Genomic DNA, 24,149 nt, shown 5'->3' on the forward strand with positions numbered 1-24,149 from the left:
CCACCGAGCGCAGATCGCCGCCACCGATCGCAGATCGACCGGCCTTCGTCACACCCGCCTGGGGGACGAAGGCCGGTCGATGCCTCGGCCGCCGGCGGGGCGGACGGCGGGCTCGGGCGGTCGATAGGGTGTGGCCATGACTGAGACCACCACCGAGCGCACCCTCGTCCTCGTCAAGCCGGACGGGTTCGAGCGCGGACTCACCGGCGAGGTGCTGCGCCGCATCGAGGCCAAGGGCTACACGCTGGCCCAGCTGCAGATCCTCACGCCCGACCGCGAGCGCCTGGCGCAGCACTACGCCGAGCACGAGGGCAAGCCGTTCTACGAGCCGCTGCTGGAGTTCATGTCCTCCGGCTCCGTCACCGCTGCCGTCGTCGAGGGCGACCGCTGCATCGAGGGCTTCCGGTCGCTGGCCGGCGCCACCGACCCGACCAAGGCCGCGCCTGGCACGATCCGCGGCGACCTCGGCCGCGACTGGGGCCCGGGCGTGCAGAAGAACATCGTCCACGGCTCGGACTCCGCGGAGTCCGCCGAGCGCGAGATCGGCATCTGGTTCGGGGGCCAGGGCGCCTGAGCGCGCTCTAGCCGGTCGACGACTCCGGGGCCATCGGGTCGCCCAGGTCGTCGATCCCCGCCATGAGCAGGTCGAGCAGCGCCGCCAGCTGGTGACGCTGCTCCTGCGTGAGGACGGCGAGCAGGTCGGACTCGACCAGGTCGGCGGCCTGGATGGTCTCGCGGAACTTCTCCCACCCGGCGCGTGACAGCGTGATCAGCACGCGCGAGCGGTTGTCCGGGTCGGGGTCGCGTGACACCAGCCCCTTGTCGACCATCTTGTCGAGGCGGTGGGTCATGGACGACGGCGCCACCGATGTCTGCTCGGCGAGCTGGCTCGGCGTGAGCGTCTCGCCGCGCGCCGTCGCGAGGCGGGCGAGCACGGCCCACTGTCCGGTGGTCAGGTCCACGTCGGCGAGCTGCGCGTCATACCACCGGTCCAGCTGCTTGGCGAGGCGGTTGACCGCCGTGATGACCCGCTGGACCAGCTCGTCGCCCCCGGCGGCGACATAGGCCTCGACGTCCGCGGTGTACTGCTCCGCGACCCGGCGCCGGCGCATCGCCGTGCGCCGGCCGGACGCGGACTCTCGTGCGCTCCCAGGCATCGGGCCAGTATGCCGGACGGCCCGCCACCCTCGTGGGTGACGGGCCGTCGGCCGGGGCCGCCGCTCAGCAGCAGCGGCTGGTGGGGTTGCGCTCCTGGTCGGCGTACTTCTGCCGCCAGAAGTCCCGCTCCGTGGGGATCGGCGCACCGGGGTGGGTCCGACGCAGGTGGTCGACGTAGCGCTCGTAGGCGTCCGCGCCGGTCACGCCACGCCAGTACCACCGGGCGGTGCTGAGAGTCTTGCCGAGCGTCTGCACGTGATGCCCTCCGTCAGTGGTGGACACCCTGGGGTGAGGGGTCGAGGCCAGCGGCCTTCCACTCAGCGTAGACCGCCTTCTCCGCGGGGGTCGGCAGGAAGCCCTTGGGGGCGAAGATACGGGACGGGACGTCCTCCTCCTCGCTCGTGGGGAGACCGCCGGCGCGGAACGCCTTGATCGCGGTCCAGATGGTCGCGACGACGACCATGATCACGAGGACCGCGAACAGGACCGAGAGCACCTCCTGGACGACCGTGTTGCGGATGACGGCCTCCATGTCGCCGGCCGACTTCGCGGGGGCGACGACCTTGCCCGCCTCGTGGGCCTTGACGTACTTGTCGTGGTTGGCCCAGTAGCCGATGGCGGGGTTGCTGCTGAAGATCTTCTGGTACGACGCCGAGAGCGTCACCGTCAGCAGCCACACGAGCGGCAGGCCCGGGATCCAGGCCCAGCGGAACAGCCCCATCTTCATCACGACGGTGAAGACCAGGCACAGGGCGATGCAGGCGAGCAGCTGGTTGGCGATGCCGAAGAGCGGGAACAGCGTGTTGATGCCGCCGAGCGGGTCGGTGACGCCCATGACCAGGATCGAGCCCCAGCCGATGACGACGATCGCCGAGCAGACCCAGGCACCGACGCGCCAGGACGGGTCCTTGAACTTCCCCAGGCCGGGGATGTTGCCGATCGCGTCGGAGAACATGAAGCGGGCGACACGGGTGCCGGCGTCGATGGTCGTGAGGATGAACAGCGCCTCGAACATCACGGCGAAGTGGTACCAGAAGGCCTTCATGCCGGCGCCGCCGAAGAAGGACATGACCTGCGACATCCCGAAGGCCAGCGTCGGAGCGCCGCCCGTGCGAGAGACGATGGACTTCTCCTGGACGTCCGCCGCCGCCTGGGCGATCTTGCCGGCGGTGGCGGGCTCGAGCGCCCCGCCGCCGGGGGAGTGCAGCGGCAGGGTGTTGGCCCACGCCGCCGCGGTCTCGGGGGTGCCGCCGGTGACGCCCTTGGGCGCATTCATGACGAAGTACAGGTGCTGGTCGAGGATGCAGGCGGTGATGAGCGCCATGATCGCGACGAACGACTCGGTCAGCATGCCGCCGTAGCCGATGATCCGGGCCTGCGACTCCTTCTCGATCAGCTTGGGCGTCGTGCCGGAGCTGATGAGCGCGTGGAAGCCCGAGATGGACCCGCAGGCGATGGTGATGAACAGGAACGGGAACAGGTTGCCGGCGAAGGCCGGTCCGGTCCCGGTGTGGGCGAACTGCGTCACCGCGGGCATCTGGATCTGCGGGGCGGTGAAGACGATGCCGAGGGCGAGGACCCCGATGGTGCCGACCTTCATGAAGGTCGAGAGGTAGTCACGCGGCGCGAGGAGCAGCCACACCGGCAGCACGGAGGCCGCGAAGCCGTAGACGCAGAGCCACAGCGCGAGCGCCCGCGGGGACAGGGTGAACAGCGAGGCGCCCCAGGCGGAGTCGGCGACCCAGGACCCGGAGACGACGGCGAGCAGGAGCAGGGCCACGCCGATGACCGAGACCTCGTTGACCTTGCCAGGTCGCAGGAACCGCAGGTAGACGCCCATGAGGAGCGCGATCGGGATGGTCATGGCGATGGAGAACACGCCCCACGGCGACTCGGCGAGGGCACCGATGACCACGATGCCGAGGACGGCGATGAGGATGATCATGATGGAGAGCACGCCGAGGATGGCGGCCCAGCCGCCGATCGGGCCGAGCTCGTCGCGGGCCATCTGGCCGAGCGAGCGCCCCCGGCGACGGATGGAGATGTGCAGGACCATGTAGTCCTGGACGGCGCCGGCGAAGACGACGCCGAGGATGATCCACAGCGTGCCGGGCAGGTAGCCCATCTGCGAGGCCAGGACCGGCCCGACGAGCGGGCCGGCGCCGGCGATCGCGGCGAAGTGGTGGCCGAACAGCACCCGACGGTCGGTCGGCATGAAGTCCTTGCCGTTGCTCAGCTCCTCGGCCGGGGTGGCGCGGGTGTCGCGCGGCCGCAGGACCTTGTACTCGATCAGCCGGGCGTAGAACGTGAGGGCGATGACATAGCTGCCGACGGCCGCGAGCACGAACCAGACGGCGTTGACGTGCTCGCCGCGCACCAGGGCCAGCATGACCCAGCCGATGGCGGCAGCCAGGGCGATGAGGGCGAGGACGCCCTTCTTGACGGGCGACGGGCTGAACGGCTCCTCGACGGCCACGGGGGGCAGGTCGGGATCGTTCCGCACGGCGCGGACGCGGTCGTCGGTGACGGTCATCCGGGTTTCCTGTCTTTCTCGATGTGCTCCGGCTGCCCTGGAGGGTGGTCGGGGGAGTGATGGGCGGCGGACGCCCGCTCGTGACGCTAGCGACCTGGCACCCCGCAGAGGTAGGACCACGCGGGTCATCGAGCCCCAATGGTGGTGGATCGTTATGCACCGCGAGGCACGACGACGCCCTGCGCGGAATGGGTAGGGTAGGACCCATGGCTGACTTCGATGTGGTGGTCCTGGGTGCAGGCCCCGGTGGTTATGTCGCGGCGATCCGAGCGGCCCAGCTCGGCAAGAAGGTCGCGGTCGTCGAAAAGAAGTACTGGGGCGGTGTGTGCCTCAACGTCGGGTGCATCCCGTCCAAGGCGCTGCTCAAGAACGCCGAGCTGGCGCACACCCTGCAGCACGACAAGAAGAAGTACGGCATCGAGGGCGACGCCACGATGTCCTACGGCCCCACCCACGCGCGCAGCCGCCAGGTGTCCGCGGGCATCGTCAAGGGTGTCCACTTCCTGATGAAGAAGAACAAGATCACCGAGATCGATGGCTGGGGCACCCTGACCGGGCCGAAGTCCATGGACGTCAAGGCCGAGGACGGCTCCACCAAGAGCATCAGCTTCGACGCCCTGATCATCGCGGCCGGCGCGGTGACCCGCATGCTCCCCGGCGTCGAGGTGTCCAAGAACGTCGTGACCTACGAGGAGCAGATCCTCACCGACGAGCTGCCCGGCTCGATCATCATCGCCGGGTCCGGCGCGATCGGCGTCGAGTTCGCCTATGTCATGAAGAACTTCGGCGTCGACGTGACGATCGTGGAGTTCCTGGACCGCATGGTCCCGACCGAGGACGCGGACGTGTCCAAGGAGCTCCTCAAGCACTACAAGAAGCTCGGCGTCAAGGTCATGCTCGGCACCAAGGTCGAGTCCGTCGAGGACACCGGCTCCGGCGTCAAGGTCACGGTCAGCCCGGCCAAGGGCGGCGACCAGCAGGTCCTCGAGGCCGACAAGCTCCTGTCCGCCATCGGCTTCGCCCCGCGCACCGAGGGCTACGGCCTGGACGCCGTGGGCGTCAAGCTCACCGAGCGCGGCGCGATCGAGGTCGACGACTACATGCGCACCAACGTCGACGGCGTCTACGCCATCGGTGACGTCACCGCCAAGCTGATGCTCGCCCACGTCGCCGAGGCCCAGGGCATCGTCGCCGCCGAGACCATCGCCGGTGCCGAGACGATGCCGATCGACTACCGCTTCATCCCGCGAGCCACCTACTGCCACCCGCAGATCGGCTCCATGGGCCTGTCGGAGCAGCAGGCCAAGGACGCCGGCCACGAGGTCAAGACCGCGTCCTTCCCGTTCTCCGCCAACGGCAAGGCCATGGGCCTCGGCGACGCGGTGGGCTTCGTCAAGATCGTCGCCGACGCCAAGTACAACGAGATCCTCGGCGCCCACATGATCGGCCCGGACGTCACCGAGCTCCTCCCGGCGCTCAACGTCGCCCAGACCTGGGACCTCACCGCCGACGAGGCCTCGCGCGTCGTCTTCGCCCACCCGACGCTGGGCGAGGCGGTCAAGGAGGCCCTGCACGGCATCGCGGGTCACATGATCAACCTCTGACGGGTCGGCCCTCACGGGCCGGATGCCGTATGCCGGAAGGCGGGTCGCCCCATCGCGGGGACCCGCCTTCCGGCATACAGGCTCAGGCTCAGGCTCAGGCGGTGCGTCCGTCTCCGGCGTCGCGGGAGTGCTGGCCGGACGGCCGGACGGCGTCGACGAGGTGCTCGATCGGGACGGGCCGGGCGAACAGGTAGCCCTGCATCGCCGAGCAGCCCAGGTCGAGCAGGACCATGCGCTGCTGCTCCTGCTCCACCCCCTCGGCGAGGGGCTCGCGCCCGATCGAGCGGCAGAGCTGCACGATCGAGGCGATGAAGCGCCGGGCGCTCGCGTCGCTGCTGATGTCCGTGAGGAAGGACCGGTCGAGCTTGACGACCTCGACGGGGAGCTGACGGAGGTACTCCAGGGAGGAGTAGCCCGTCCCGAAGTCGTCGAGCCAGAGCGAGACGCCTACGTCGCTCAGCGCGTTGCCGATGCACACGGAGGCCGCGAGGTCGAGGGTCGCGAAGGTCTCGGTCACCTCGAGGATGAGCAGCTCGGGCGGGAACCCGGTCTCCTCGAGGATCTGCCGGACGTCGTCGACGAAGGTGGGCTGGGCGATGTGGACCGTCGAGATGTTGACGGTCACCCGCAGCGGCCGGTCCGGGTGGTTCGCGCGGTTCCAGGCGTTGACCTGCAGGCAGGCGCGGCGCATCACCCACAGGCCGATCGTCGAGATGAGCCCGGACTCCTCGGCGTAGGGCACGAAGTCCCCGGGGCTCATCTGCATGACGCCGTCCCGCTCCCAGCGGAGCAGGGCCTCGACGGCGAATGCCTCCCCGCTGGCCGCCTCCACGATCGGCTGGTAGTGCAGGGTGAACTCGCCATGGTGCATGGCGGCGCGCAGCTCGGCGTCGAGGCGCAGCAGGCGGCGGGCCTCGAGGACGATCTCCTGCGTGGCCATGGTCACGGTGCCGCGGCCGGACTTCTTGGCGCGGGTCAGGGCCGCGTCGGCCGCGGACAGGGCGTTGGCGCGGGTGGTGGGCTGCGAGACGTGGTGGACGCCGATGGAGCAGGTCACGTTGACCACGCTCTGGTCGAGGGGGAACGGCTCGGAGATCGCGTTCTGCAGCTCCTGGGCCTGCCGGACCGCCTCCCCCGGCTCGGCCGCGTCCGAGAGGATGACGAACTCGTCGCCGGCCAGGCGGGCGAGCACGTCGTCAGGGGCGCAGTGCTCGGTCAGGCGCCGCGCCACGGCGACGAGCAGGTGGTCGCCGACGGCGTGGCCGTAGGTGTCGTTGATGGCCTTGAAGGTGTCCAGGTCGAGCGACATCAGCGCCAGGGGCGCACCGCGGCCCGCGGCCGGCAGACGCTCGTCGAGGGCGTCCCACAGGCGGTGACGGTTGCCCAGCCCGGTGAGGGCGTCTCGCGTCGCGCGCCACCTCAGCTCGCGCTCGAACTCGAGCGAGCGCATGACCTCGGCGGCCGTGTCCACGAGGGCGTCGGAGGCCTGACGGGTGGGGCCGGGCAGGACGGCGCGGCCCGGCGCGAGGGCGATGTAGCGGTCCGGACCGATGCGGTAGGCCTCCTGGCCGCGGCTGGGCTGGTCGGTGACCGCCCAGTCGTGCGTCTGCCACAGGGTGGCGAGCTCGTCGGCGAGGACGTGGGGGACGTTGTCGACCTCGGTCTGGCCGCGGAGCCGCTCGCTGGCGGTGTAGAGCTGCTCGGCGATCCAGCGCTGGTTGGCCGAGCGACCCTGCACGGACAGGTGCACGAGCACGATGGCGAGCAGCGCGTGGCCGAGCAGCGCCCCCAGCAAGGTGCCCTGGGCGCCGAGCGCGACCGAGCACGACGCGAGCCCGATGGCCATGAGCTGGGGCACGACCCGGGTGACGGAGCTGGTGAGGGTCGGGGCGTGCTCGCGCTTGCCGTCGAGGACGCAGCCGATCCACACGGCGACCTCGCTGAGGACGTACTGCGTGAGGACGCCGACGAGCGCGGCCAGGACCACGTGCCAGGTCATGTCCTGCGCTGCGGTTCCCCCCGCGAGGTGGTAGGCACCGGTCGCCGTGCCGCTCGAGACCGCGGCGATGCCGACGTTGAAGGTCGTGTCCAGCGGGGTGAGACGCCACCGCAGGCAGGTCCACAGGGTGACCGCGACGGTGGCCACGACATATCCCCAGTGCGGGGCGACGGCGAGCAGGGGAGTGGTGAGCAGCGCCTCCGGGAGGTCCCCGACGAGGGTCCCCGGCACCCGGACGCCGCGCAGGATGAGCGTCGTCACGACCACCAGGACGATCACGCAGCCGGTGACGTAGGCCGTGGAGGTCGGGAGCACCTGACCGGGGAAGCGGACGGTCAGCGCCAGGGATCCCGCGCCCAGGAGGGCGGCCAGCACGGCGTAGGCGCGGTAGGCCGGGGTGTTGGCCCACGGGGGAGGCGTCGGGTGCGCGGGCGCGGGCGAGGAGCGGTCACCGACGGCGCCGTGCGTCACCTCGGGGATCGCGCTGCTCATGGGTGGCCTGTCGGGTGCGGGTCGGAGCCGGACTTGTGGGGCTGGTGGGACACGTGCCGTGTCTTCCCGGCACCTCCCGATTCATCCCCCTGCGGGTCGAAAGTAACTATAGTCATCACCGAGCGTGCGTGGTGTGCTACACGCTGCACGGGAACGGGTCCGTCCAGGGCGCCAGGGTCGTCATACGGCCACGACGGCCCGATTAGGGCCGCATGAGCACGGCTGGTAAGGTGGGTCTCTGCCGTGGACCGGCCGCGGATCAAGAGCGCCCTCGGGATGAGCCCGGGGGCACCGCGCTGCTAGGAGAAGGAGTCGCTCCATGCCGTTGGAAGCAGACGTCAAGAAGACCATCATGACCGAGTACGCCACGCACGAGGGCGACACCGGCTCCCCCGAGGTGCAGATCGCGATGCTGACGCAGCGCATCAAGGACCTCACCGAGCACTCGCGGGCGCACAAGCACGACCACCACTCCCGTCGTGGTCTGCTGCTGCTCGTCGGCCGTCGCAAGCGCATGCTGCGCTACCTCGAGGCGACCGACATCGAGCGCTACCGTGCGCTGATCAAGCGTCTGGGTCTGCGTCGATAACTCTCGTCGTGCACCGGAGGGAGCGGCTCCTGAGTGATCAGGGGACCGCTCCCTCCGGCGTACCTGCGAGATGACAACTTCATAAGCCCGTATCGTGAGTGACGGCGTCAGACGCCGCGCACCCACAGATCGAAGACACGCTGCCGCACAACGACGATGTGGTCAGCGACGAAGCGAAGACAAGGAGGACCCATGGAGGGTCCAGACATCACGTTCACCGAGGCCACGATCGACAACGGTCGGTTCGGTACCCGCACGATCCGGTTCGAGACCGGCCGCCTCGCCAAGCAGGCCGGCGGCTCCGTGACCGCCTACCTCGACGACGAGACCACCCTGCTGTCGACCACGGTCGCCGGCAAGTCCCCCAAGGACCAGTTCGACTTCTTCCCCCTCACGGTCGACGTCGAGGAGCGCATGTATGCCGCGGGCCGCATCCCCGGCTCGTTCTTCCGTCGCGAGGGCCGCCCCGGCACCGACGCGATCCTCACCTGCCGCCTGATCGACCGCCCCCTGCGCCCGACCTTCAAGAAGGGTCTGCGCAACGAGGTCCAGGTCGTCATCACGGTCCTGTCGATGCACCCCGACCACCAGTACGACGTGCTCGCCATCAACGCGGCGTCCGCGTCCACGCAGATCTCCGGCCTGCCGTTCTCCGGCCCGATCGGTGGCGTCCGCGTCTCGCTGATCGACGGCCAGTGGGTCGCGTTCCCCAACTTCTCCGACATCGAGCGCTCGGTGTTCGACATGGTCGTGGCCGGTCGCAAGGTCACCACCAAGGACGGCCAGGACGACGTCGCCATCATGATGGTCGAGGCCGAGTCCACCGACAACACCTGGGACCTCGTCAAGACCGAGGGCAAGCAGGCGCCGACCGAGGAGGTCGTCGCCGAGGGCCTCGAGGCCGCCAAGAAGTTCATCGACGTGCTGTGCACCGCGCAGGCCGAGCTGGCCGCGCAGGCCGCCAAGCCGGTCCAGGACTTCCCGATCTTCCTCGACTACGAGGACGACGCCTACTCGGCCGTCGCCGAGGCCGCCGAGGCCGAGCTCAAGGACCTGCTGGCCATCGCCGGCAAGCAGGAGCGCGAGGACAAGCTCGACGCGCTCAAGGACCGCCTCAAGGGCGAGCTGGGTGCCGAGCACCAGCCGCTGCACGGGCGTGAGAAGGAGATCTCCGCGGCCTACCGCGCCGTGCAGAAGAAGCTCGTCCGCGAGCGCATCCTGCGCGACAAGGTCCGCATCGACGGCCGTGGGCTCGCGGACATCCGCGCCCTGTCCGCCGAGGTCGAGGTCCTGCCCCGCGTGCACGGCTCCGCGATCTTCGAGCGCGGCGAGACCCAGATCATGGGCGTGACCACGCTCAACATGCTCCGCATGGAGCAGCAGATCGACTCGCTGTCGCCCGTCTCGCGCAAGCGCTACATGCACAACTACAACTTCCCGCCGTTCTCCACCGGCGAGACCGGCCGCGTGGGCTCGCCCAAGCGTCGCGAGATCGGCCACGGCGCCCTCGCCGAGCGCGCGCTCATGCCGGTGCTGCCGACCCGCGAGGAGTTCCCCTACGCGATCCGTCAGGTGTCCGAGGCCCTCGGCTCCAACGGCTCGACCTCGATGGGCTCGGTCTGCGCGTCCACCCTGTCGCTGCTCAACGCCGGTGTGCCGTTGCGCGCCGCCGTCGCGGGCATCGCGATGGGCCTGGTCTCCGCCGAGATCGACGGCGAGACGCAGTACGCCGCGCTCACCGACATCCTCGGTGCCGAGGACGCCTTCGGCGACATGGACTTCAAGGTCGCCGGCACCAAGGAGTTCGTCACGGCCATCCAGCTCGACACCAAGCTCGACGGCATCCCCGCCTCGGTGCTCGGTGGCGCGCTCACCCAGGCCCGCGACGCTCGCCTGCACATCCTGGACGTCATGGCCGAGGCCATCGACGTGCCGGACGAGATGAGCCCCTACGCCCCGCGCGTCATCGCCGTGCAGGTCCCGGTCGACAAGATCGGCGAGGTCATCGGGCCCAAGGGCAAGATGATCAACCAGATCCAGGAGGAGACCGGCGCCGACATCTCCATCGAGGACGACGGCACGGTCTACATCGGCGCGACCGACGGTCCGTCGGCCGAGGCGGCCCGCGCGGCCGTCAACGCCATCGCCAACCCGCAGATGCCCGAGGTGGGCGAGCGCTTCCTGGGGACGGTCGTCAAGACCACGACCTTCGGGGCGTTCGTGTCGCTGCTGCCGGGCAAGGACGGTCTGCTGCACATCTCCGAGGTGCGCAAGCTCGTCGGCGGCAAGCGCATCGACGCGGTCGAGGACGTCCTCGGCGTGGGCCAGAAGGTCCAGGTCGAGCTCAAGGAGGTCGACCCGCGCGGCAAGCTCTCCCTGGCCGCCGTCCTCACCGAGGAGCAGGAGGCCGCCAACGCCGCTGCTGCCGAGGAGGCCAAGTCCCGTCCGGAGCGTAGCGACCGTGGTGGCGAGCGCGGCGACCGCGGTGGAGACCGTGGTGACCGTGGCGGCGACCGTGGTGGCGAGCGCAACGGTGACGGTGGTCCCCGTCGCGAGCGCTCCGACGAGCGTGGCGAGGGTGACGGCGACCGCCGCCCCCGCTCGCGCACCCGTCGCCGCCGCAGCGACGTCGAGGAGGGCCAGGGCACGCCCGAGTCCGACCAGCTCGCCGCGGCCAGCGAGTCCCACGGCGAGGCCCCGGCCTCGTCCGAGGACGCCTGAGCCACGGCCTGAGCGCCTCTGCTGTGCACCGGAGGGCCGGTCACCCCGCACGGGGTGACCGGCCCTCCGGCATACCTGCCCACCAGGTGAGCAGACGGTTTGGTGAGGCGACCTCGGTGGGTATGCCGCCCGCCATGAGCGCACAGGACCCCACCAACCAGATCCCGCCCCTGCAGGAGCCGCCGCTGGACGAGGCCCCTCCCGCCGCCGAGGAGGTGCCCACGGACGCCGAGCGCGGCCAGCGCGGCCCGGCCTCGGACCAGACCGGGGCCGAGCAGACCGGCGTCGACGGCGGCGAGATGCTCGGAGCCGGGACCGGACCCACGGACGGCCCGGTCAAGGACCCCGACGACTGGGTGACCGGCGACCAGCCGGCGACCGACGCCCAGAAGTCCTACCTCGACTCGCTGGCGCGGCAGGCGGGGGAGCAGATCCCCGCCGACCTCACCAAGGCCGAGGCGTCCGAGCACATCGACCGCCTCCAGGCCGCCACCGGACGCGACCAGCAGGGCCGTCAGCAGCCCTGACCGGCACCACGGGTCGAGACAGGGGGCCCTCGGCAGGAGGACCAGCGCGTTCCGGGGCAGAATGTCCTCCGACGGAGGGAGCGCGGATGTCGTTCGTGGACAGGGTCGATCGGTTCCAGCGGCGGCATCGCGGCATCGGTTTCCCGCTGGCGGTGATCTACAAGTTCTTCGACGACCAGGGCCCCTACCTCGGGGCGCTGATCACCTACTACGGCTTCCTATCGTCCTTCCCGCTCCTGCTGCTGCTGTCCTCGGTCCTCGGCTTCGTCCTGCAGGACCGGCCCGAGCTCGAGCAGCGGCTGCTCGAGTCGGCGCTGAGCCAGTTCCCGGTCATCGGCACCCAGCTGAGCACCCAAGGGCTGCAAGGGGACTGGAAGGCCATCGCCATCGGTCTGCTGGTCGCGCTGTATGGCGCCCTCGGGGTCGGCCAGGCGCTGCAGAACGCCCTCAACGTGTGCTGGGCGGTGCCCCGTAACCAGCGGCCCAACCCCTTCGTGTCGCGGGGGCGGTCGGTCCTGCTGATCGTCACCGCGGGACTGTTCCTCCTCGTCACGACCGTCATCTCGGGCATCGGCAGCTCGGCGTCGGCCTACGGCCTCGACCTGGGGTCGGCCGGGGCCTACCTGCTGACCGGGCTCGCCGTGGCGCTCAACGCCGGGATCTTCCTGCTGATCTTTCGCATCGCCACGGCCCACCCGATGCGGTGGCGCCGCTCCATCCCCGGGGCGCTGGCCGCGGCCGCGTGGTGGCAGACGCTGCAGACCGTCGGTACGGCCTACGTGTCCTTCGTGGTCAAGGGGTCCAGCGACGCCTATGGCGTGTTCGCGCTGGTCCTCGGCCTGATGGGCTGGGGCTTCCTGGCGGCGTGCGGCGTCGTCATGGCGATCGAGCTCAACGTGGTCCTGGCCAAGCGGCTGTGGCCCCGGGCGCTGCTCACGGTCTTCACCGACGACGTGGACCTGACCGAGGCCGACAAGAAGTACTACGAGGGCCTGGTCAACGCCAACCGGCTCAAGGGGTTCCAGCAGGTCGACGTGTCCTTCGAGAGGTCGCTCAAGGACATGGAGGACGAGTACTACGGCTCCGAGTAGCCGAGCCTGGGTAGCCGACCGGTCCAGAGCTGGGATCGGGGCTACTTCTGGTGGCCCTGACCACCAGGAGTAGCCCCGATGTCTCGACGCGGTCGCAGGCTCGGCGCCGCCGGAGATTCAGACGTCAGCGGCAGCCCGGGACGTGCTCGGCCAGCACCTCCAGGACGTGGCGGTAGGTGTGCCCGGTGGCGCGGGACATCCCGAGCTCGCAGGCGCGGTTGGCCGAGACGTAGGCGTCGAAGGACCGCCCCTCCAGCTCGTGCGCCTCGACGCGGGTTGCCGATGCCGTGAGCTCGGGGTGCAGCATCCCGCGGTCACCGGCGAAGCCGCAGCACCCCCAGTCGACGGGGACCACGACCTCCCGCGCGGCGGCCTGGGCGCACGTGACCAGGTCGTCGACCACGCCGAGGTGCACGGTCGAGCAGGTCGGGTGGACGGCGACGGTGCCCAGCGGGTCCGCGACCTCCACGCGAGGCAGGACCTCTTGGGCGACATACGACACGGCGTCGATCACCCGCACCCGACCCCACCGCTCGGCGTCCTCGGCCGGGAGGTGGTGGGCGAGGTCCACGAGGCCGTGGGTGCACGACGCGGCGTCGCAGACGACGGGCAGGCGGCCCTCGTCCGTGGCGCGCCACAGAGCGCGAAAGACCTTGCGGGACATGGCGTCCGCTCCCTCGGTGAGGCCCTTGGAGACCCACGGCGTGCCGCAGCACAGGCCCTGCAGCTCGTCGGGCACGACGGCGTCCAGCCCGGCCCGGCGGGTCAGGGCGAAGAACGCGTCGACGACCCCCGCGTCGGTCGACTCGTCCGAGGGCGCGAACAGCGAGCCGAGGCACGAGGAGAAGTAGACGAACGCCGCGCCCGTCGGGTGCTGGGGAGCGGGCCGGCGTGGCCCGCGGCCGGGCAGGTCGCTGCCGACCAGCGGCACGAGGTCCGGGTCGAGGACACGTCGCGCGGCGCCCGACAGGGCGGCCTTGACCGGTCCGGGCACCGTGTCGGCCACGGCGAGGGCGGCCCGCAGGGTCGTCATCGTGGTGCCCCAGCCCTCGGCCAGCCGGATGCCGCCCCGCTGGGTCCTCGGCGCGTGACGCTCGGCGCGGAAGGACTTCATGAACAGGCCGGTGTCGATGCCGACCGGGCAGGCCTTGACGCACAGCGAGTCGACGGCGCACGTGTCGACCGCCTCGTAGTCGTAGGCCTCACGGAGCTCGGCCGCCTGGTCGGCCGGCAGCCGCCCGAGGTCGCGCAGCAGCGTGATGCGCCGACGCGGCGTGGTGGTGAGATCCCGTGAGGGGCAGACCGGCTCGCAGTAGCCGCACTCCACGCAGCGGTCGACGGCCGGGTCGACCGCGGGCATGGTCTTGAGGTGGCGCAGGTGGGCGCCAGGGTCGTCGTCGAGCAGCGTGCCGGGGTTGAGCAGGCCCGTCGGGTCGGCGAGACGCTTGACCTCCTGCATGACGGCATAGAGCTCGTCGCCGAACTGCCGACGGACGTAGGGCGCCATGATCCGTCCGGTGCCGTGCTCGGCCTTGAGCGTGCCCTCGTGCCCGAGGACCAGGGACACCATCTCCTCCGTGAACGCCTCGTAGGTCTCGAGCGCGGCCGGGTCGTCCAGGCGTGGGTTGATCATGAAGTGCAGGTTGCCGTCCTTGGCGTGCCCGAAGGTGACGGCGTCGCCGTAGCCGTGGCGGCGGAAGGACTCGGTCAGGTCCGCGACCGTGGCGCTCAGCGACGCCAGCGGGACCGCGATGTCCTCCAGCAGGTTGGTCGTGCCCTGCGGGCGGGCGCCCGCGACCGAGGTGTAGAGCCCCTTGCGCAGGTGCCACAGGGCGGCGCGCTCGCGGGCGTCGCGGGTGAAGCTGGCCCGGTGGGGGAGCCCCAGGTCGGCCACCACCGCGTCGAGGTCGGTGATGCGACGGTCGAGCTCGGCGCTGTCGTCGGTCGTGGCCTCGACCAGCAGGGCGGCGTGCCGGTCCACGTCCAGACCCGAGAGCTCCGGACCTGCCTCGGGGTACTGCTGGACCACCCGCAGCGAAGCGGCGTCCAGCAGCTCCAGGGCCTTGGCGCCGGCCCCGACGAGGTCGCCGAGCGCGTCGGTGGCCTGGCCGATCTCGTCGACCACGAGCAGGGCGGTGGCGGCATACGGGCTGATGGGCACGGTCCGGAAGGTCGCCTCCGCCACCCAGCCGAGGGTGCCCTCGGACCCGACGACGAGGTGCTCGAGGATCCGCACCGGCTCGTCGTGGTCGACGAAGGAGTTGAGGCCGTAGCCCATGGTGTTCTTCATGGAGTACTGGTGGGCGATGCGGGCGAGCGACTCGGGGTTGCCGCGGACCCGGTCGCGCAGGGCGAGCAGGCCCTCCCACAGCGCCGGCTCGTCGCGGCGCAGCCGGTCGTCCGCGCCGGGCGCGCTCGTGTCGACGATCGTGCCGCTGGGCAGGACGAGGACCAGCGAGTCGAGGGTGCGGTAGGTGTTGAGCTCGGTGCCGCACTGCATGCCCGAGGAGTTGTTGGCGACGACCCCGCCCACGGTGCAGGCGATCTCGCTGGCCGGGTCCGGACCCAGGCGGCGTCGGTGCCGCGCCAGGTGACCGTTGACGGAGCGCAGGGTCGCGCCTGGCTGGCAGCGGACGCGCTCGCCGCCGTCGAGCACCTCGACGCCGCGGAAGTGGGTGCGGGTGTCGAGCAGGATGCCGTCCGAGAGGGCCTGCCCGGACAGGCTCGTCCCGCCGGAGCGGAAGGTCACGGGCACGCCGTCGGCGCGGGCGGCCGCGAGGGTGCGGGCGACGTCGTCGACGCTGCGGGCGGTCACCACGGCCTGCGGCGTCAGCAGGTAGTGCGACGCGTCGTGCGCCTTGGACACCCGGTCGACGAGGCGTCGCGAGGTGATCGGGCCGAGGGTGCTGTCCAGGGTGCTGGTCGTGACGGTCATCGGGGCCGACCTCCTCGTCGTTGTGGTCCTACTACTCTAGGCCGCGTACGACGTCCGCCCCGGCCCGAGGCGTCGGTTCGGCGCGCGGGCGGGCGTGGGCGCACCCGGCGCGCCACGCCACCGGCACCTAGGGTGGACGCCGTGAGCGACAACATCCTGGTCTCTGTCATCGGCGCCTCCGGGCGCATGGGTTCCACCGTCTGCGACGCGGTCGAGGCCGCCGAGGGGCTCGAGCTGGTCGGCCGCTTCGACGTGGGGGACGACCTGGGAGATCTCGCCGGCGCGGACGTGGTCGTGGAGTTCTCGCTGCCGGACGCCTCGCCCGCCAACGTCGCGCACTGCGTCGCGCAGGGGGTCCACGTCGTCGTGGGCACGACGGGCTGGAGCGAGTCCCGCCTGGAGGCGCTGCGCGGCCAGGTGGCCGCGGCCCCGGACGGGACCGGCGTGCTCATCGCCCCCAACTTCGCCATCGGCGCCATCCTCATGATGGCCTTCGTCGAGCGGGCGGCCCGCTTCTACGAGTCCGTCGAGGTGATCGAGCTGCACCACCCACGCAAGGTCGACGCCCCGTCGGGCACGGCCGCGCGGACGGCCGACCTGATCGGCGCCGCGCGCTCCGAGGCGGGGCTCGGAGAGGTGCCCGACGCGACGGAGCAGGACCCCGACGGCGCTCGCGGGGCGCGCGTGCACGGCGTGCCGGTCCACTCCGTGCGGCTGCGCGGCCTGGTCGCGCACCAGGAGGTGCTCTTCGGCGCCGAGGGGGAGCAGCTGACGATCCGCCACGACTCGTTCGACCGCGTGTCGTTCATGCCGGGCGTGGTCGAGGGCGTGCGCCAGGTCGGTTCCCACCCGGGCGTGACGGTCGGGCTCGAGCACTACCTCGGTCTCTGACAGCGGGTCCGCCGCCGCGGCGCCGAGTCCTGCGGCGGGCGGGGCGGCATACGGCACAGGACCCGCACCCCCGATCACCGGAGGCGCGGGCAATGCTGGCTCGGATCCCTGCTGGCTCGGATCAGCGACGCGCGACCGTGGTGGTCGGGGTCGCCGAGGTGCGGAGGTCCTTCTTGCCGTTCTTGCCGTTCTTGCCGTTCTTGCCCTTCTTGCCCTTCTTGGCGGACCCGGGCTCGCCCAGCGCCAGGGTGCCCACGGCGTGCGCCACGGCCTTGACGTTGATCGCGAGGGCCGCCTTGTTGGCGTTGCGCAGGGTGTCCTGCGCGGTGTGGTAGCCGGGGTCGTAGGCGACGCCGGCGGTCCCGCCGAAGAGCGTGGCCTCCTGCGCGGTCTTGAGACCGCCCGCACCGGTGAACAGGCCGCCGACGGGCACTCCCGCCTCGAGGAACGGCAGCTGGTCGGAGCCGCCCTGCATCGGCGCCGCGACGTAGGGCTGGCCGCGGTCGTCGAAGTAGCCGGTGAACGCCCGCTGCAGACGGGCGGACCCCTGCGGCATCCACGTCTGCGTCGAGTCGTAGACGCCGATGATGTAGTTGGGCGACGCCAGCATGTCGAAGTTGAGGTAGCCGTTGATCTTGAGCAGGGAGTCCACGTCGTTGTCCTGCAGGTCCTTGACGTAGTGCTCGGACCCGAGCAGCCCGAGCTCCTCGGCGCCCCACCAGGCGAAGCGGATCTTGTGCGCGGGCTTCTTGAGCTGGTTGGCCTGCTTGGCCACCTCGAGGACCGTGGCCGAGCCGCTGGCGTTGTCGTTGACGCCAGGCCCCTGCTGCACGCCGTCGAGGTGGGCCCCGACCATCAGCACGTCGTCGGCCGATCCGCCCTTGGTCTCGGCGAGGACGTTGAAGGTCCGGCGCTTCTCGATGATCTTGTCCAGGACGAAGCTCATCTGGACCGGCCCCTTGGCCATGTCGGCGAGCAGCGCGTCGCCGTCCGCCTTGGTGATGCCGGTGGCCGGGGCGTAGTCGCCGGACGGCCCACCGAGGGTGCCGTTGAGCGGACCGGGGGCGTTGTTGTAGATGAGGATGGCGGCGGCGCCCGCGGCCTTGGCGGCCTTGGCCTTCTCGCCGAAGGTGCACGTGCCCCGGGAGACGAGCGCGATCTTGGCCGTGGCGACGACCCCGCTCCAGTCCGCGGCCGAGCAGCCGGTGGCGGTGCTGGGCGCCACGAGCTGGGCCTGCACCCCGGCCTTGGGGGTGCTCGGGCTGTAGGAGAAGGGGGTGTGGGTGACTGCCCGGGCGGTCGGTGAGAGCTCGTTGAGCGAGGTGGAGACGACCGAGTCGTAGGTGAACTCGAAGTACTGGCGGCGAGGGGTGTAGCCCGCGCCGCGCAGCTGCTTCTCGACATACTGGGCGGACAGCTCGTAGCCGCGTTCGCCGGCGGCGCGACGGCCCTGCGAGGCCATGGCGATGCGCTCGAAGGCGCTGAGGTGGGAGACCACGGCACCGGGGTCGACCCGGGCGGCGAGGTCCGAGGGGGTGCGGGGCTTGGGGTCGGCGTGGGCCGCGGGCGCGGCGACGGTGGCGACAGCGGTGGCTGTCGCCAGGCTCAGGCTGAGGGCTCGGCGGGTGTGCATAGGTCCTCCAGGGGCGAGGAGCCACGCCGTCGTGGCCCCGGTGCGCCCGACCCTAGGGGGCTACTCGTGAGTCGGGGAGGCCTCCTGCACCTGGGATTCCCCTGGGAACACGCGCTGCTCGCGTCGCGGCGCCGTGCCAACCCGGGCGGATGTTCCTACCTCAGGCGGGCACATCGACCTGGCGTGCGAAGCCGGGCGGATGTGCCTACCTGAGGTAGGTCAGGAGGTGAGGAGGACGTGCAGGGTCCGCGGGCCGTGGACGCCCTCGACGCGGGACAGCTCGATGTCGCTGGTGGCGCTCGGCCCGCTGATCCAGGTGAGCGGGCGACCGGCGTGGGCCGCCTCGGTGAGCCGGGCCACCGCCTCGGGCACGTCCGACACGACCTGGTCCGCTCGCACGACGCAGACGTGCACGTCCGGCACAAGCGACAGGGCTCGGCGACCCTGGTCGGGACCGTGGTCAAGCATAATCGTGCCCGTCTCGGCCACACCCACGGACGCACCCGTCACCACCGCGTCGACGGCGTTGAGCTGGGCAGCCGTCAGGTCGGCGTCCTCGAGCAGCGACAGACCGGCGGACGCGATCGCGGCCCGCCACCCCTCGTCGAGCCCGTCGGGGAGCACGACCGTGTCGACGCCGTGGCGCTGCAGGGCTGCGGTCACGCGGGCCCCGACCTCGTCCGCGGCGCACCGCTCCACGACGGCCTTGTAGTCCTCGACCCGCTCCACGAACCGGCCGAGCAGGTCGTCCACCGGCGTCGGACGGGCGTACTCCCACGCCACCGGGACGTCGGCCTCGGGCGTCGAGCGCGGCACGTCCGCCAGCGCCGCCCGCACCCGCTCCAGGATCTGCTCCCTGCTCATCGCTGCTCTCCCTCGGGCTGCTCGGTGCTGCCGTGGGCACGCTGGTCGGACGCCCGGTGGGCATCGGTGGACGGGTCGCGCCCACGGTCGGCGGGGTCCCCGGCCGGCTGGTCGCCGTCACCGCGCTCGCGGGCCCACCAGTCGCGGAAGGACTCCGTCGGCAGCATCTGCACGTCCCGCGCGTTGGTCCACTTCGACGCCGGCCACGGCAGCGTCCCGAAGTGGTCGAACCGCGACCCCAGCACGCGCCCCGCCAGGCCGGAGCCCTTCATGGCGGCGCCCCAGCGGCGGTGGTCGGCCATCATCCACGACGCCGTCCGCATCACGCCGGCCTCGGAGTGCGGCATCCGGTCGGCCTTCTTGGCCTCGACGACCTTGCCGCGCATGTGGACCAGCATCTTCGGTATGTCGATGCGCACCGGGCACACGTCGAAACAGGCGCCGCACAGCGAGGAGGCGTACGGCAGCGACCGGTCGACGGCGGAGGCCGTGCCGCGGAGCTGCGGCGTCAGCACGGCGCCGATCGGCCCGGGATAGACCGAGCCGTAGGCGTGGCCGCCGACCTTCTCGTAGACGGGGCACACGTTGAGGCAGGCCGAGCAGCGGATGCAGCGCAGCGCGGTGCGCCCGAAGTCGTCGGCCAGCACCGTGGTGCGCCCATTGTCGAGCAGGACGACGTGCATCTGCTGCGGTCCGTCGCCGGGCGTCGGCCCCGTCCACAGCGAGGTGTAGGGGTTCATCCGCTCGGCCGTCGAGGACCGGGGGAGCAGCTGCAGGAAGACCTCGAGGTCGGCGAAGGTCGGCACGACCTTCTCGATCCCGACGACCGAGATCAGCGTCTCGGGGAGGGTGAGGCACATGCGGCCGTTGCCCTCGGACTCGACCACGCACAGCGTGCCCGTCTCGGCCACGGCGAAGTTCGCGCCGGAGATCGCGACCTTGGCCCGCAGGAACTTCTCCCGCAGGTGCAGGCGGGCGGCACCCGCGAGGTGGGCTGGCTCGGTGTCCAGGTCGTCCGGAGCCGGTCGCCCGTAGTCCGCCATCTCGTCGAGGAAGATCTCGCGGACCTCGGCGCGGTTGCGGTGGATGGCGGGGACGAGGAAGTGCGAGGGGCGGTCGTGCCCCAGCTGCACGATGAGCTCGGCCAGGTCGGTCTCCCAGGCGGCGATGCCCGCGGCCTCGAGGGCCTCGTTCATCTCGATCTCCTGGGTGGCCATGGACTTGACCTTGACCACCTCCGGGGGGACCTGACGCCCCTCGGGGTCCACCTGGGGCGGCTCGTCGCGCAGGGCGTCGCGCACCAGGCCGACGATGATCCGGTTGGCCTCCTCGGCGTCGCTCGCCCAGTGGACGGTCGTGCCGGCGCGGGTGAGGGACTCCTCGAGCTGCAGCAGGTAGTGGTCGAGGTGCCGCAGGGTGCGGTCCTTGATCTCCTCGCCGGCCACCCGCATCTGCTCCCAGTCGGGGCGCTCGGCGACGACGCGGGCGCGCTTGTCGCGGATGGTGGTCATCGCGTGGTGGAGGTTCTTGCGCTGCACGGGGTTCGCGAGCTCTCGGCGCGCCGCGGCCGGGAAGGGCGGTGAGTCGACGAGCTCGCCCGTGGGCGGCGCGGGGGTGAGGCGGTGGGCGGGCTTCGTCATACGAGCTCCTCCATGGACTCCTCGGTGCTGGCGAGCACCTCGGCCAGATGGATGGTGCGGATGCCGGTGCGCTGGCGGGCGAGCACGCCGCCGATGCTCATGAGGCAGCTGTTGTCGCCGGCGATGACGTACTCGGCGTCGGTGTCGGCGATGTGGCGGGCCTTGTCGGCGGTCATCGCGACCGAGACGTCGGAGTTCTTGAGCGCGAAGGTGCCGCCGAAGCCGCAGCAGCGGTCGGCGTCCGGCAGCTCGACCAGGTCGATGCCCCGGACCGCGCGCAGCAGCTGGTAGGGGCGGTCCCCGACCTTGGTGATGCGCAGCGAGTGGCAGGTCGGGTGGTAGGTGACCCGGTGCGGGAAGTAGGCGCCCACGTCGGTGACGCCGAGGACGTCGACGAGCAGCTCGGGCAGGTCGTAGGTCTTGGCCACGACGTCGGCCACGCGGCGCTGCAGCTCGGTGCTGCCCTCCCGCTCCGCGAGCATCGGGTGCTGCTCGCGGACGGACCCGATGCACGAGCCGGACGGGCCCACGACGTAGTCGTAGCGCTCGAACGCCGCGAGGAAGGTGCGGACCGTCGGCAGCGCCTCGTCGAGGTATCCGGTGTTGGTGAACATCTGCCCGCAGCAGGTCTGCTCGCGCGGGAAGACGACCTCGCACCCCAGCCGCTCCAGCAGCCGGACCACGGCCTTGGGCGTGCTGGGATACATGGTGTCGTTGACGCAGGTGGCGAACAGCGCGACGGTCTTGCCCTCGCCCGGTCTGGTGGTCATCGTGCCTCCCTCGGTGGGTTCTTCGACGGTATGACGGACCCCGCCCGCCCGCTCGCCGGGGGACGTCTCGGGCGCGGCGGAGGTCACGGGAGCATCCAGGACAGGACCGGCGTGGACTGCAGGCCGACGAGCAGGCAGAGCACGACGAGCAGGCCGAGGCTCCACCAGATCACGCGGCGCAGGATCTCGGACTCGCGGCCGAGCAGGCCGACCGCCGTGGCCGCGATGGTGAGGTTCTGGGGGCTGACCATCTTGCCGACGACGCCGCCGGAGGTGTTGGCGGCGACGAGCAGGGTCGGGTCGATCCCGGCGTGCTTGCCGGCCGTCTGCTGCAGCGTCGCGAAGAGCGCGTTGGCGCTGGTGTCCGAGCCGGTGACGGCGGTGCCGAGCCAGCCGAGGACGGGGGAGAAGAACGCGAACGCGGCGCCGGTGCCCGCGATCCAGGTGCCGATCGTGATCGTCTGGCCCGACAGGTTCATGACATAGGCGAGGGACAGCACCGAGGCGATGGTGAGCATCGAGAAGCGCAGCTTGTGGGCGGTCTCGGTGAGCTGACGGACGGTGTCGCGGGCGCTGACCTTGTAGACGAGGGCGATGATCACCGTGCTGATCAGGAGCATCGTGCCGGGGCTGGACAGCCACTGGAAGGTGTAGACGGTGGAGCCGTTGACCTTGCCCGCCGCGTTGAGGACGTGCCCGTCGAGACCGGGCCAGGGGATCTTGACGTCCGTGCCGGCGAGCCAGGTCTTGACCGGGCCGACCAGCTTGGACAGGGAGAACACGGCGATCACGAGGAGGTAGGGGAACAGCGCCATCACGATGCGCGAGGCGGGCAGGTGGCTCGCGGCGGGCAGGTCGGAGGAGCTGGGCAGCTGGGCGCGCTGCTCGTCGGTCATGTCGGCGCGCTCCTGCTGCTTCTCGGCGCTCATGCGCTCGAGGGCGGCGTCGCGGCCCTCGGGCTGCCAGAAGCGGAGCATCACGACGGCGGCGGCGAGGCCGACCAGCGACGCGATGATGTCGGTGAGCTCGACCGAGACCCAGGTGGCGGAGATCCACTGCGCGACGGCGAACGCGACGCCGGTGACCAGGGCGATCGGCCAGGTCTGGCGCAGACCTCGGCGCCCGTCGGCCAGGAAGACGAGGAACAGCGGCACGAACAGCGCCAGCACCGGGGTCTGGTGACCGACGTAGGCGCCGATCTCCGTGTAGGGGATCTTGGTGAGGTTGCCGGCCGTGATGATGGGGATCGCGATGGCGCCGAACGCGACCGGGGCGGTGTTGGCCAGCAGGACCACGGTGGCGGCGCGCAGGGCCGAGAAGCCGACGGCCATGAGCATCACGCCGGTGATGGCGACCGGGGCGCCGAAGCCGGCGAGCGCCTCGAGCAGCCCGCCGAAGCAGAAGGCGATGAGGATCGCCTGGATGCGCGGGTCGTCGCTGATGATGTTGAACACCGCACGCAGGTCCTCGAACCGTCCGCTCACCACGGTGACCTGGTAGAGGACGATGGCGGTGAAGACGATCCAGACGATGGGGAAGAGCCCGAAGATCGCGCCCTCGGTCGCGGACAGCAGGGCCAGGCCGACGGGCATCTTGAAGGCCAGCACCGCGACGACCAGGGCGACGGCGAGGGCGGTCAGGCCGGCCACGTGGGCCTTCCACCGCAGGGCGCCGAGGGTCACGAAGATCGTGGCGAGGGGGAGGAGGGCCACGAGGGCCGACAGCAGGAGGCTGCCTCCGACGGGATCCAGGTCGGGGCGGAAGGTCATGGGAACTCCATCGTTCTCAGGTCGGGCGAGGGCTCGGCCGACACCTGTGGTCAGACCATTACCGCTCACTATGAGGTGTGGTCGGACCATTTGCAAGGGCTGCAACGCCATGAACGATCCACGCGACTGCGACAATGACCGACATGAAGGCCTACGAGTCCGTCGTGCACCACGTCGAGTCCGGCATCCTCGCCGGCTCGTTGCGGGTCGGTGCGCACCTCCCGCCCGAGCGCGACCTGGCCGTGGAGCTGGGCGTGAGCCGGTCGGCGGTCCGGGAGGGGATCCGCGCGCTGGAGGCCCAGGGGCTCGTCTCGTCCGCGGTCGGTGCCGGCAACGACGCGGGCACCCGCATCACCGACCAGCGCAGCGAGGCCCTCAGCAGGCTGCTGCGCCTGCACGTCGCGCTCGCGAAGTACCCCGTCGACGAGGTCGTCGAGGCCCGCGTGGCCCTGGAGCGGTCCAGCCTGGCGCTCGCCGCCCAGCGGCTCGACGAGGAGTCGCGGCTGCGGCTGCGGGGACTGCTGGACCGTATGGCGGAGCCCGACACCACCCAGGACGAGTTCAACGCGCTGGACACGGACTTCCACGTCGTCCTCGCGGAGGTGGGGCGCAACCGGCTGATGACCGACATGACGGTGGCCGTCCGCGAGTCGCTGCGCAGGCCGATCCTCGACGCCGAGCGCTCGCTGGGGGACTGGGACGGGTTCCGCGGCGAGCTGCAGGAGCACCACGAGGCGATCTACGCGGCCGTCGTCGACGGTGACCAGCGGCGTGCGGCCGACCTGGTCGAGGCCCACATCCGCGCGGCATACGCGATCCTGCCCATCGTGCTCGACGGCGCCCCGGGGTCCACGCCTCCCGCCATTGGTCACCAATGACGTTCTCGGGGCTGTTTGGATCGTTCATATCCGCCACTGGTGACCAATGGCGCCG

18 protein-coding genes are annotated in these 24,149 nt (G+C 71.1%); 8 read left to right on the forward strand and 10 right to left on the reverse strand.

The genetic code is table 11. From position 1 onward, the window contains the following. Positions 1-136 precede the first annotated feature (136 nt). A complete protein-coding gene (gene ndk, locus K313_RS0108050; RefSeq protein ID WP_029211186.1) occupies positions 137-574 on the forward strand; it encodes a nucleoside-diphosphate kinase in 438 nt (145 codons plus the stop codon). 7 nt (positions 575-581) lie between these two features. Here ndk and K313_RS20480 read toward each other — a convergent pair whose 3' ends face one another. The 3 genes from K313_RS20480 to K313_RS0108065 form a co-directional block, all read right to left on the reverse strand. After that, positions 582-1,157 (reverse strand): MarR family winged helix-turn-helix transcriptional regulator, encoded by a 576-nt coding sequence (locus K313_RS20480; RefSeq protein ID WP_239261728.1) that lies wholly within the window; start codon positions 1,155-1,157, stop codon positions 582-584. 64 nt (positions 1,158-1,221) lie between these two features. Continuing rightward, complete coding sequence (locus tag K313_RS0108060; RefSeq protein ID WP_019284212.1) at positions 1,222-1,413, reverse strand: YbdD/YjiX family protein; 192 nt, start codon at positions 1,411-1,413, stop codon at positions 1,222-1,224. A 13-nt stretch (positions 1,414-1,426) separates the two neighbouring features. After that, on the reverse strand, positions 1,427-3,691 hold the full coding sequence (locus K313_RS0108065; protein ID WP_029211188.1) for a carbon starvation CstA family protein: 2,265 nt from the start codon (positions 3,689-3,691) through the stop codon (positions 1,427-1,429). Between the two features lie 206 nt (positions 3,692-3,897). Between K313_RS0108065 and lpdA the strand changes: the two genes are divergently transcribed. Then, positions 3,898-5,295, forward strand: coding sequence for a dihydrolipoyl dehydrogenase (gene lpdA, locus K313_RS0108070; protein WP_029211189.1), 1,398 nt, complete (start codon positions 3,898-3,900; stop codon positions 5,293-5,295). Between the two features lie 94 nt (positions 5,296-5,389). Here lpdA and K313_RS22270 read toward each other — a convergent pair whose 3' ends face one another. Further along, positions 5,390-7,786 (reverse strand): putative bifunctional diguanylate cyclase/phosphodiesterase, encoded by a 2,397-nt coding sequence (locus K313_RS22270; RefSeq protein WP_029211190.1) that lies wholly within the window; start codon positions 7,784-7,786, stop codon positions 5,390-5,392. Between the two features lie 319 nt (positions 7,787-8,105). On the opposite strand from K313_RS22270, the gene rpsO reads away from it, so the two are divergent. From rpsO to K313_RS0108095, 4 genes are all read left to right on the forward strand, one after another. Next, positions 8,106-8,375 carry a 30S ribosomal protein S15 gene (rpsO, locus tag K313_RS0108080; protein ID WP_019284216.1) on the forward strand — a complete coding sequence of 90 codons (270 nt, stop codon included), beginning with the start codon at positions 8,106-8,108 and terminating at the stop codon, positions 8,373-8,375. 192 nt (positions 8,376-8,567) lie between these two features. Beyond that, on the forward strand, positions 8,568-11,096 hold the full coding sequence (locus tag K313_RS0108085) for a polyribonucleotide nucleotidyltransferase (protein WP_029211191.1): 2,529 nt from the start codon (positions 8,568-8,570) through the stop codon (positions 11,094-11,096). A gap of 134 nt (positions 11,097-11,230) precedes the next feature. Next, a complete protein-coding gene (locus K313_RS24860) occupies positions 11,231-11,623 on the forward strand; it encodes a DUF3072 domain-containing protein (RefSeq protein ID WP_084412607.1) in 393 nt (130 codons plus the stop codon). 86 nt (positions 11,624-11,709) lie between these two features. After that, a complete protein-coding gene (locus K313_RS0108095; protein ID WP_029211193.1) occupies positions 11,710-12,714 on the forward strand; it encodes a YihY/virulence factor BrkB family protein in 1,005 nt (334 codons plus the stop codon). 124 nt (positions 12,715-12,838) lie between these two features. Here K313_RS0108095 and K313_RS0108100 read toward each other — a convergent pair whose 3' ends face one another. Continuing rightward, on the reverse strand, positions 12,839-15,649 hold the full coding sequence (locus K313_RS0108100) for an FAD-binding and (Fe-S)-binding domain-containing protein (protein WP_029211194.1): 2,811 nt from the start codon (positions 15,647-15,649) through the stop codon (positions 12,839-12,841). Positions 15,650-15,790: 141 nt separating this feature from the next. Between K313_RS0108100 and dapB the strand changes: the two genes are divergently transcribed. Further along, a complete protein-coding gene (gene dapB, locus K313_RS0108105) occupies positions 15,791-16,540 on the forward strand; it encodes a 4-hydroxy-tetrahydrodipicolinate reductase (RefSeq protein WP_029211195.1) in 750 nt (249 codons plus the stop codon). A 121-nt stretch (positions 16,541-16,661) separates the two neighbouring features. Here dapB and K313_RS20495 read toward each other — a convergent pair whose 3' ends face one another. The 5 genes from K313_RS20495 to K313_RS0108130 form a co-directional block, all read right to left on the reverse strand. After that, positions 16,662-18,173 carry a M20/M25/M40 family metallo-hydrolase gene (locus K313_RS20495; protein WP_029211196.1) on the reverse strand — a complete coding sequence of 504 codons (1,512 nt, stop codon included), beginning with the start codon at positions 18,171-18,173 and terminating at the stop codon, positions 16,662-16,664. A gap of 219 nt (positions 18,174-18,392) precedes the next feature. Then, complete coding sequence (locus tag K313_RS0108115; protein WP_029211197.1) at positions 18,393-19,037, reverse strand: LutC/YkgG family protein; 645 nt, start codon at positions 19,035-19,037, stop codon at positions 18,393-18,395. Beyond that, positions 19,034-20,677 carry a lactate utilization protein B gene (locus K313_RS0108120; protein WP_029211198.1) on the reverse strand — a complete coding sequence of 548 codons (1,644 nt, stop codon included), beginning with the start codon at positions 20,675-20,677 and terminating at the stop codon, positions 19,034-19,036. The genes K313_RS0108115 and K313_RS0108120 overlap by 4 nt, the downstream gene beginning before the upstream one ends. Next, positions 20,674-21,447 carry a (Fe-S)-binding protein gene (locus K313_RS0108125; protein ID WP_029211199.1) on the reverse strand — a complete coding sequence of 258 codons (774 nt, stop codon included), beginning with the start codon at positions 21,445-21,447 and terminating at the stop codon, positions 20,674-20,676. The genes K313_RS0108120 and K313_RS0108125 overlap by 4 nt, the downstream gene beginning before the upstream one ends. 83 nt (positions 21,448-21,530) lie before the next feature. Further along, positions 21,531-23,216 carry an L-lactate permease gene (locus K313_RS0108130; protein WP_019284227.1) on the reverse strand — a complete coding sequence of 562 codons (1,686 nt, stop codon included), beginning with the start codon at positions 23,214-23,216 and terminating at the stop codon, positions 21,531-21,533. Positions 23,217-23,359: 143 nt separating this feature from the next. Between K313_RS0108130 and K313_RS0108135 the strand changes: the two genes are divergently transcribed. After that, the gene (locus K313_RS0108135) at positions 23,360-24,094 is read left to right on the forward strand and encodes a FadR/GntR family transcriptional regulator (RefSeq protein WP_239261745.1); all 735 of its coding nucleotides are present in this window, start codon (positions 23,360-23,362) and stop codon (positions 24,092-24,094) included. Positions 24,095-24,149: the final 55 nt, after the last annotated feature.

Origin of the sequence: Arsenicicoccus bolidensis DSM 15745 (assembly GCF_000426385.1) — a bacterium.
Classification (GTDB): domain Bacteria; phylum Actinomycetota; class Actinomycetes; order Actinomycetales; family Dermatophilaceae; genus Arsenicicoccus; species Arsenicicoccus bolidensis.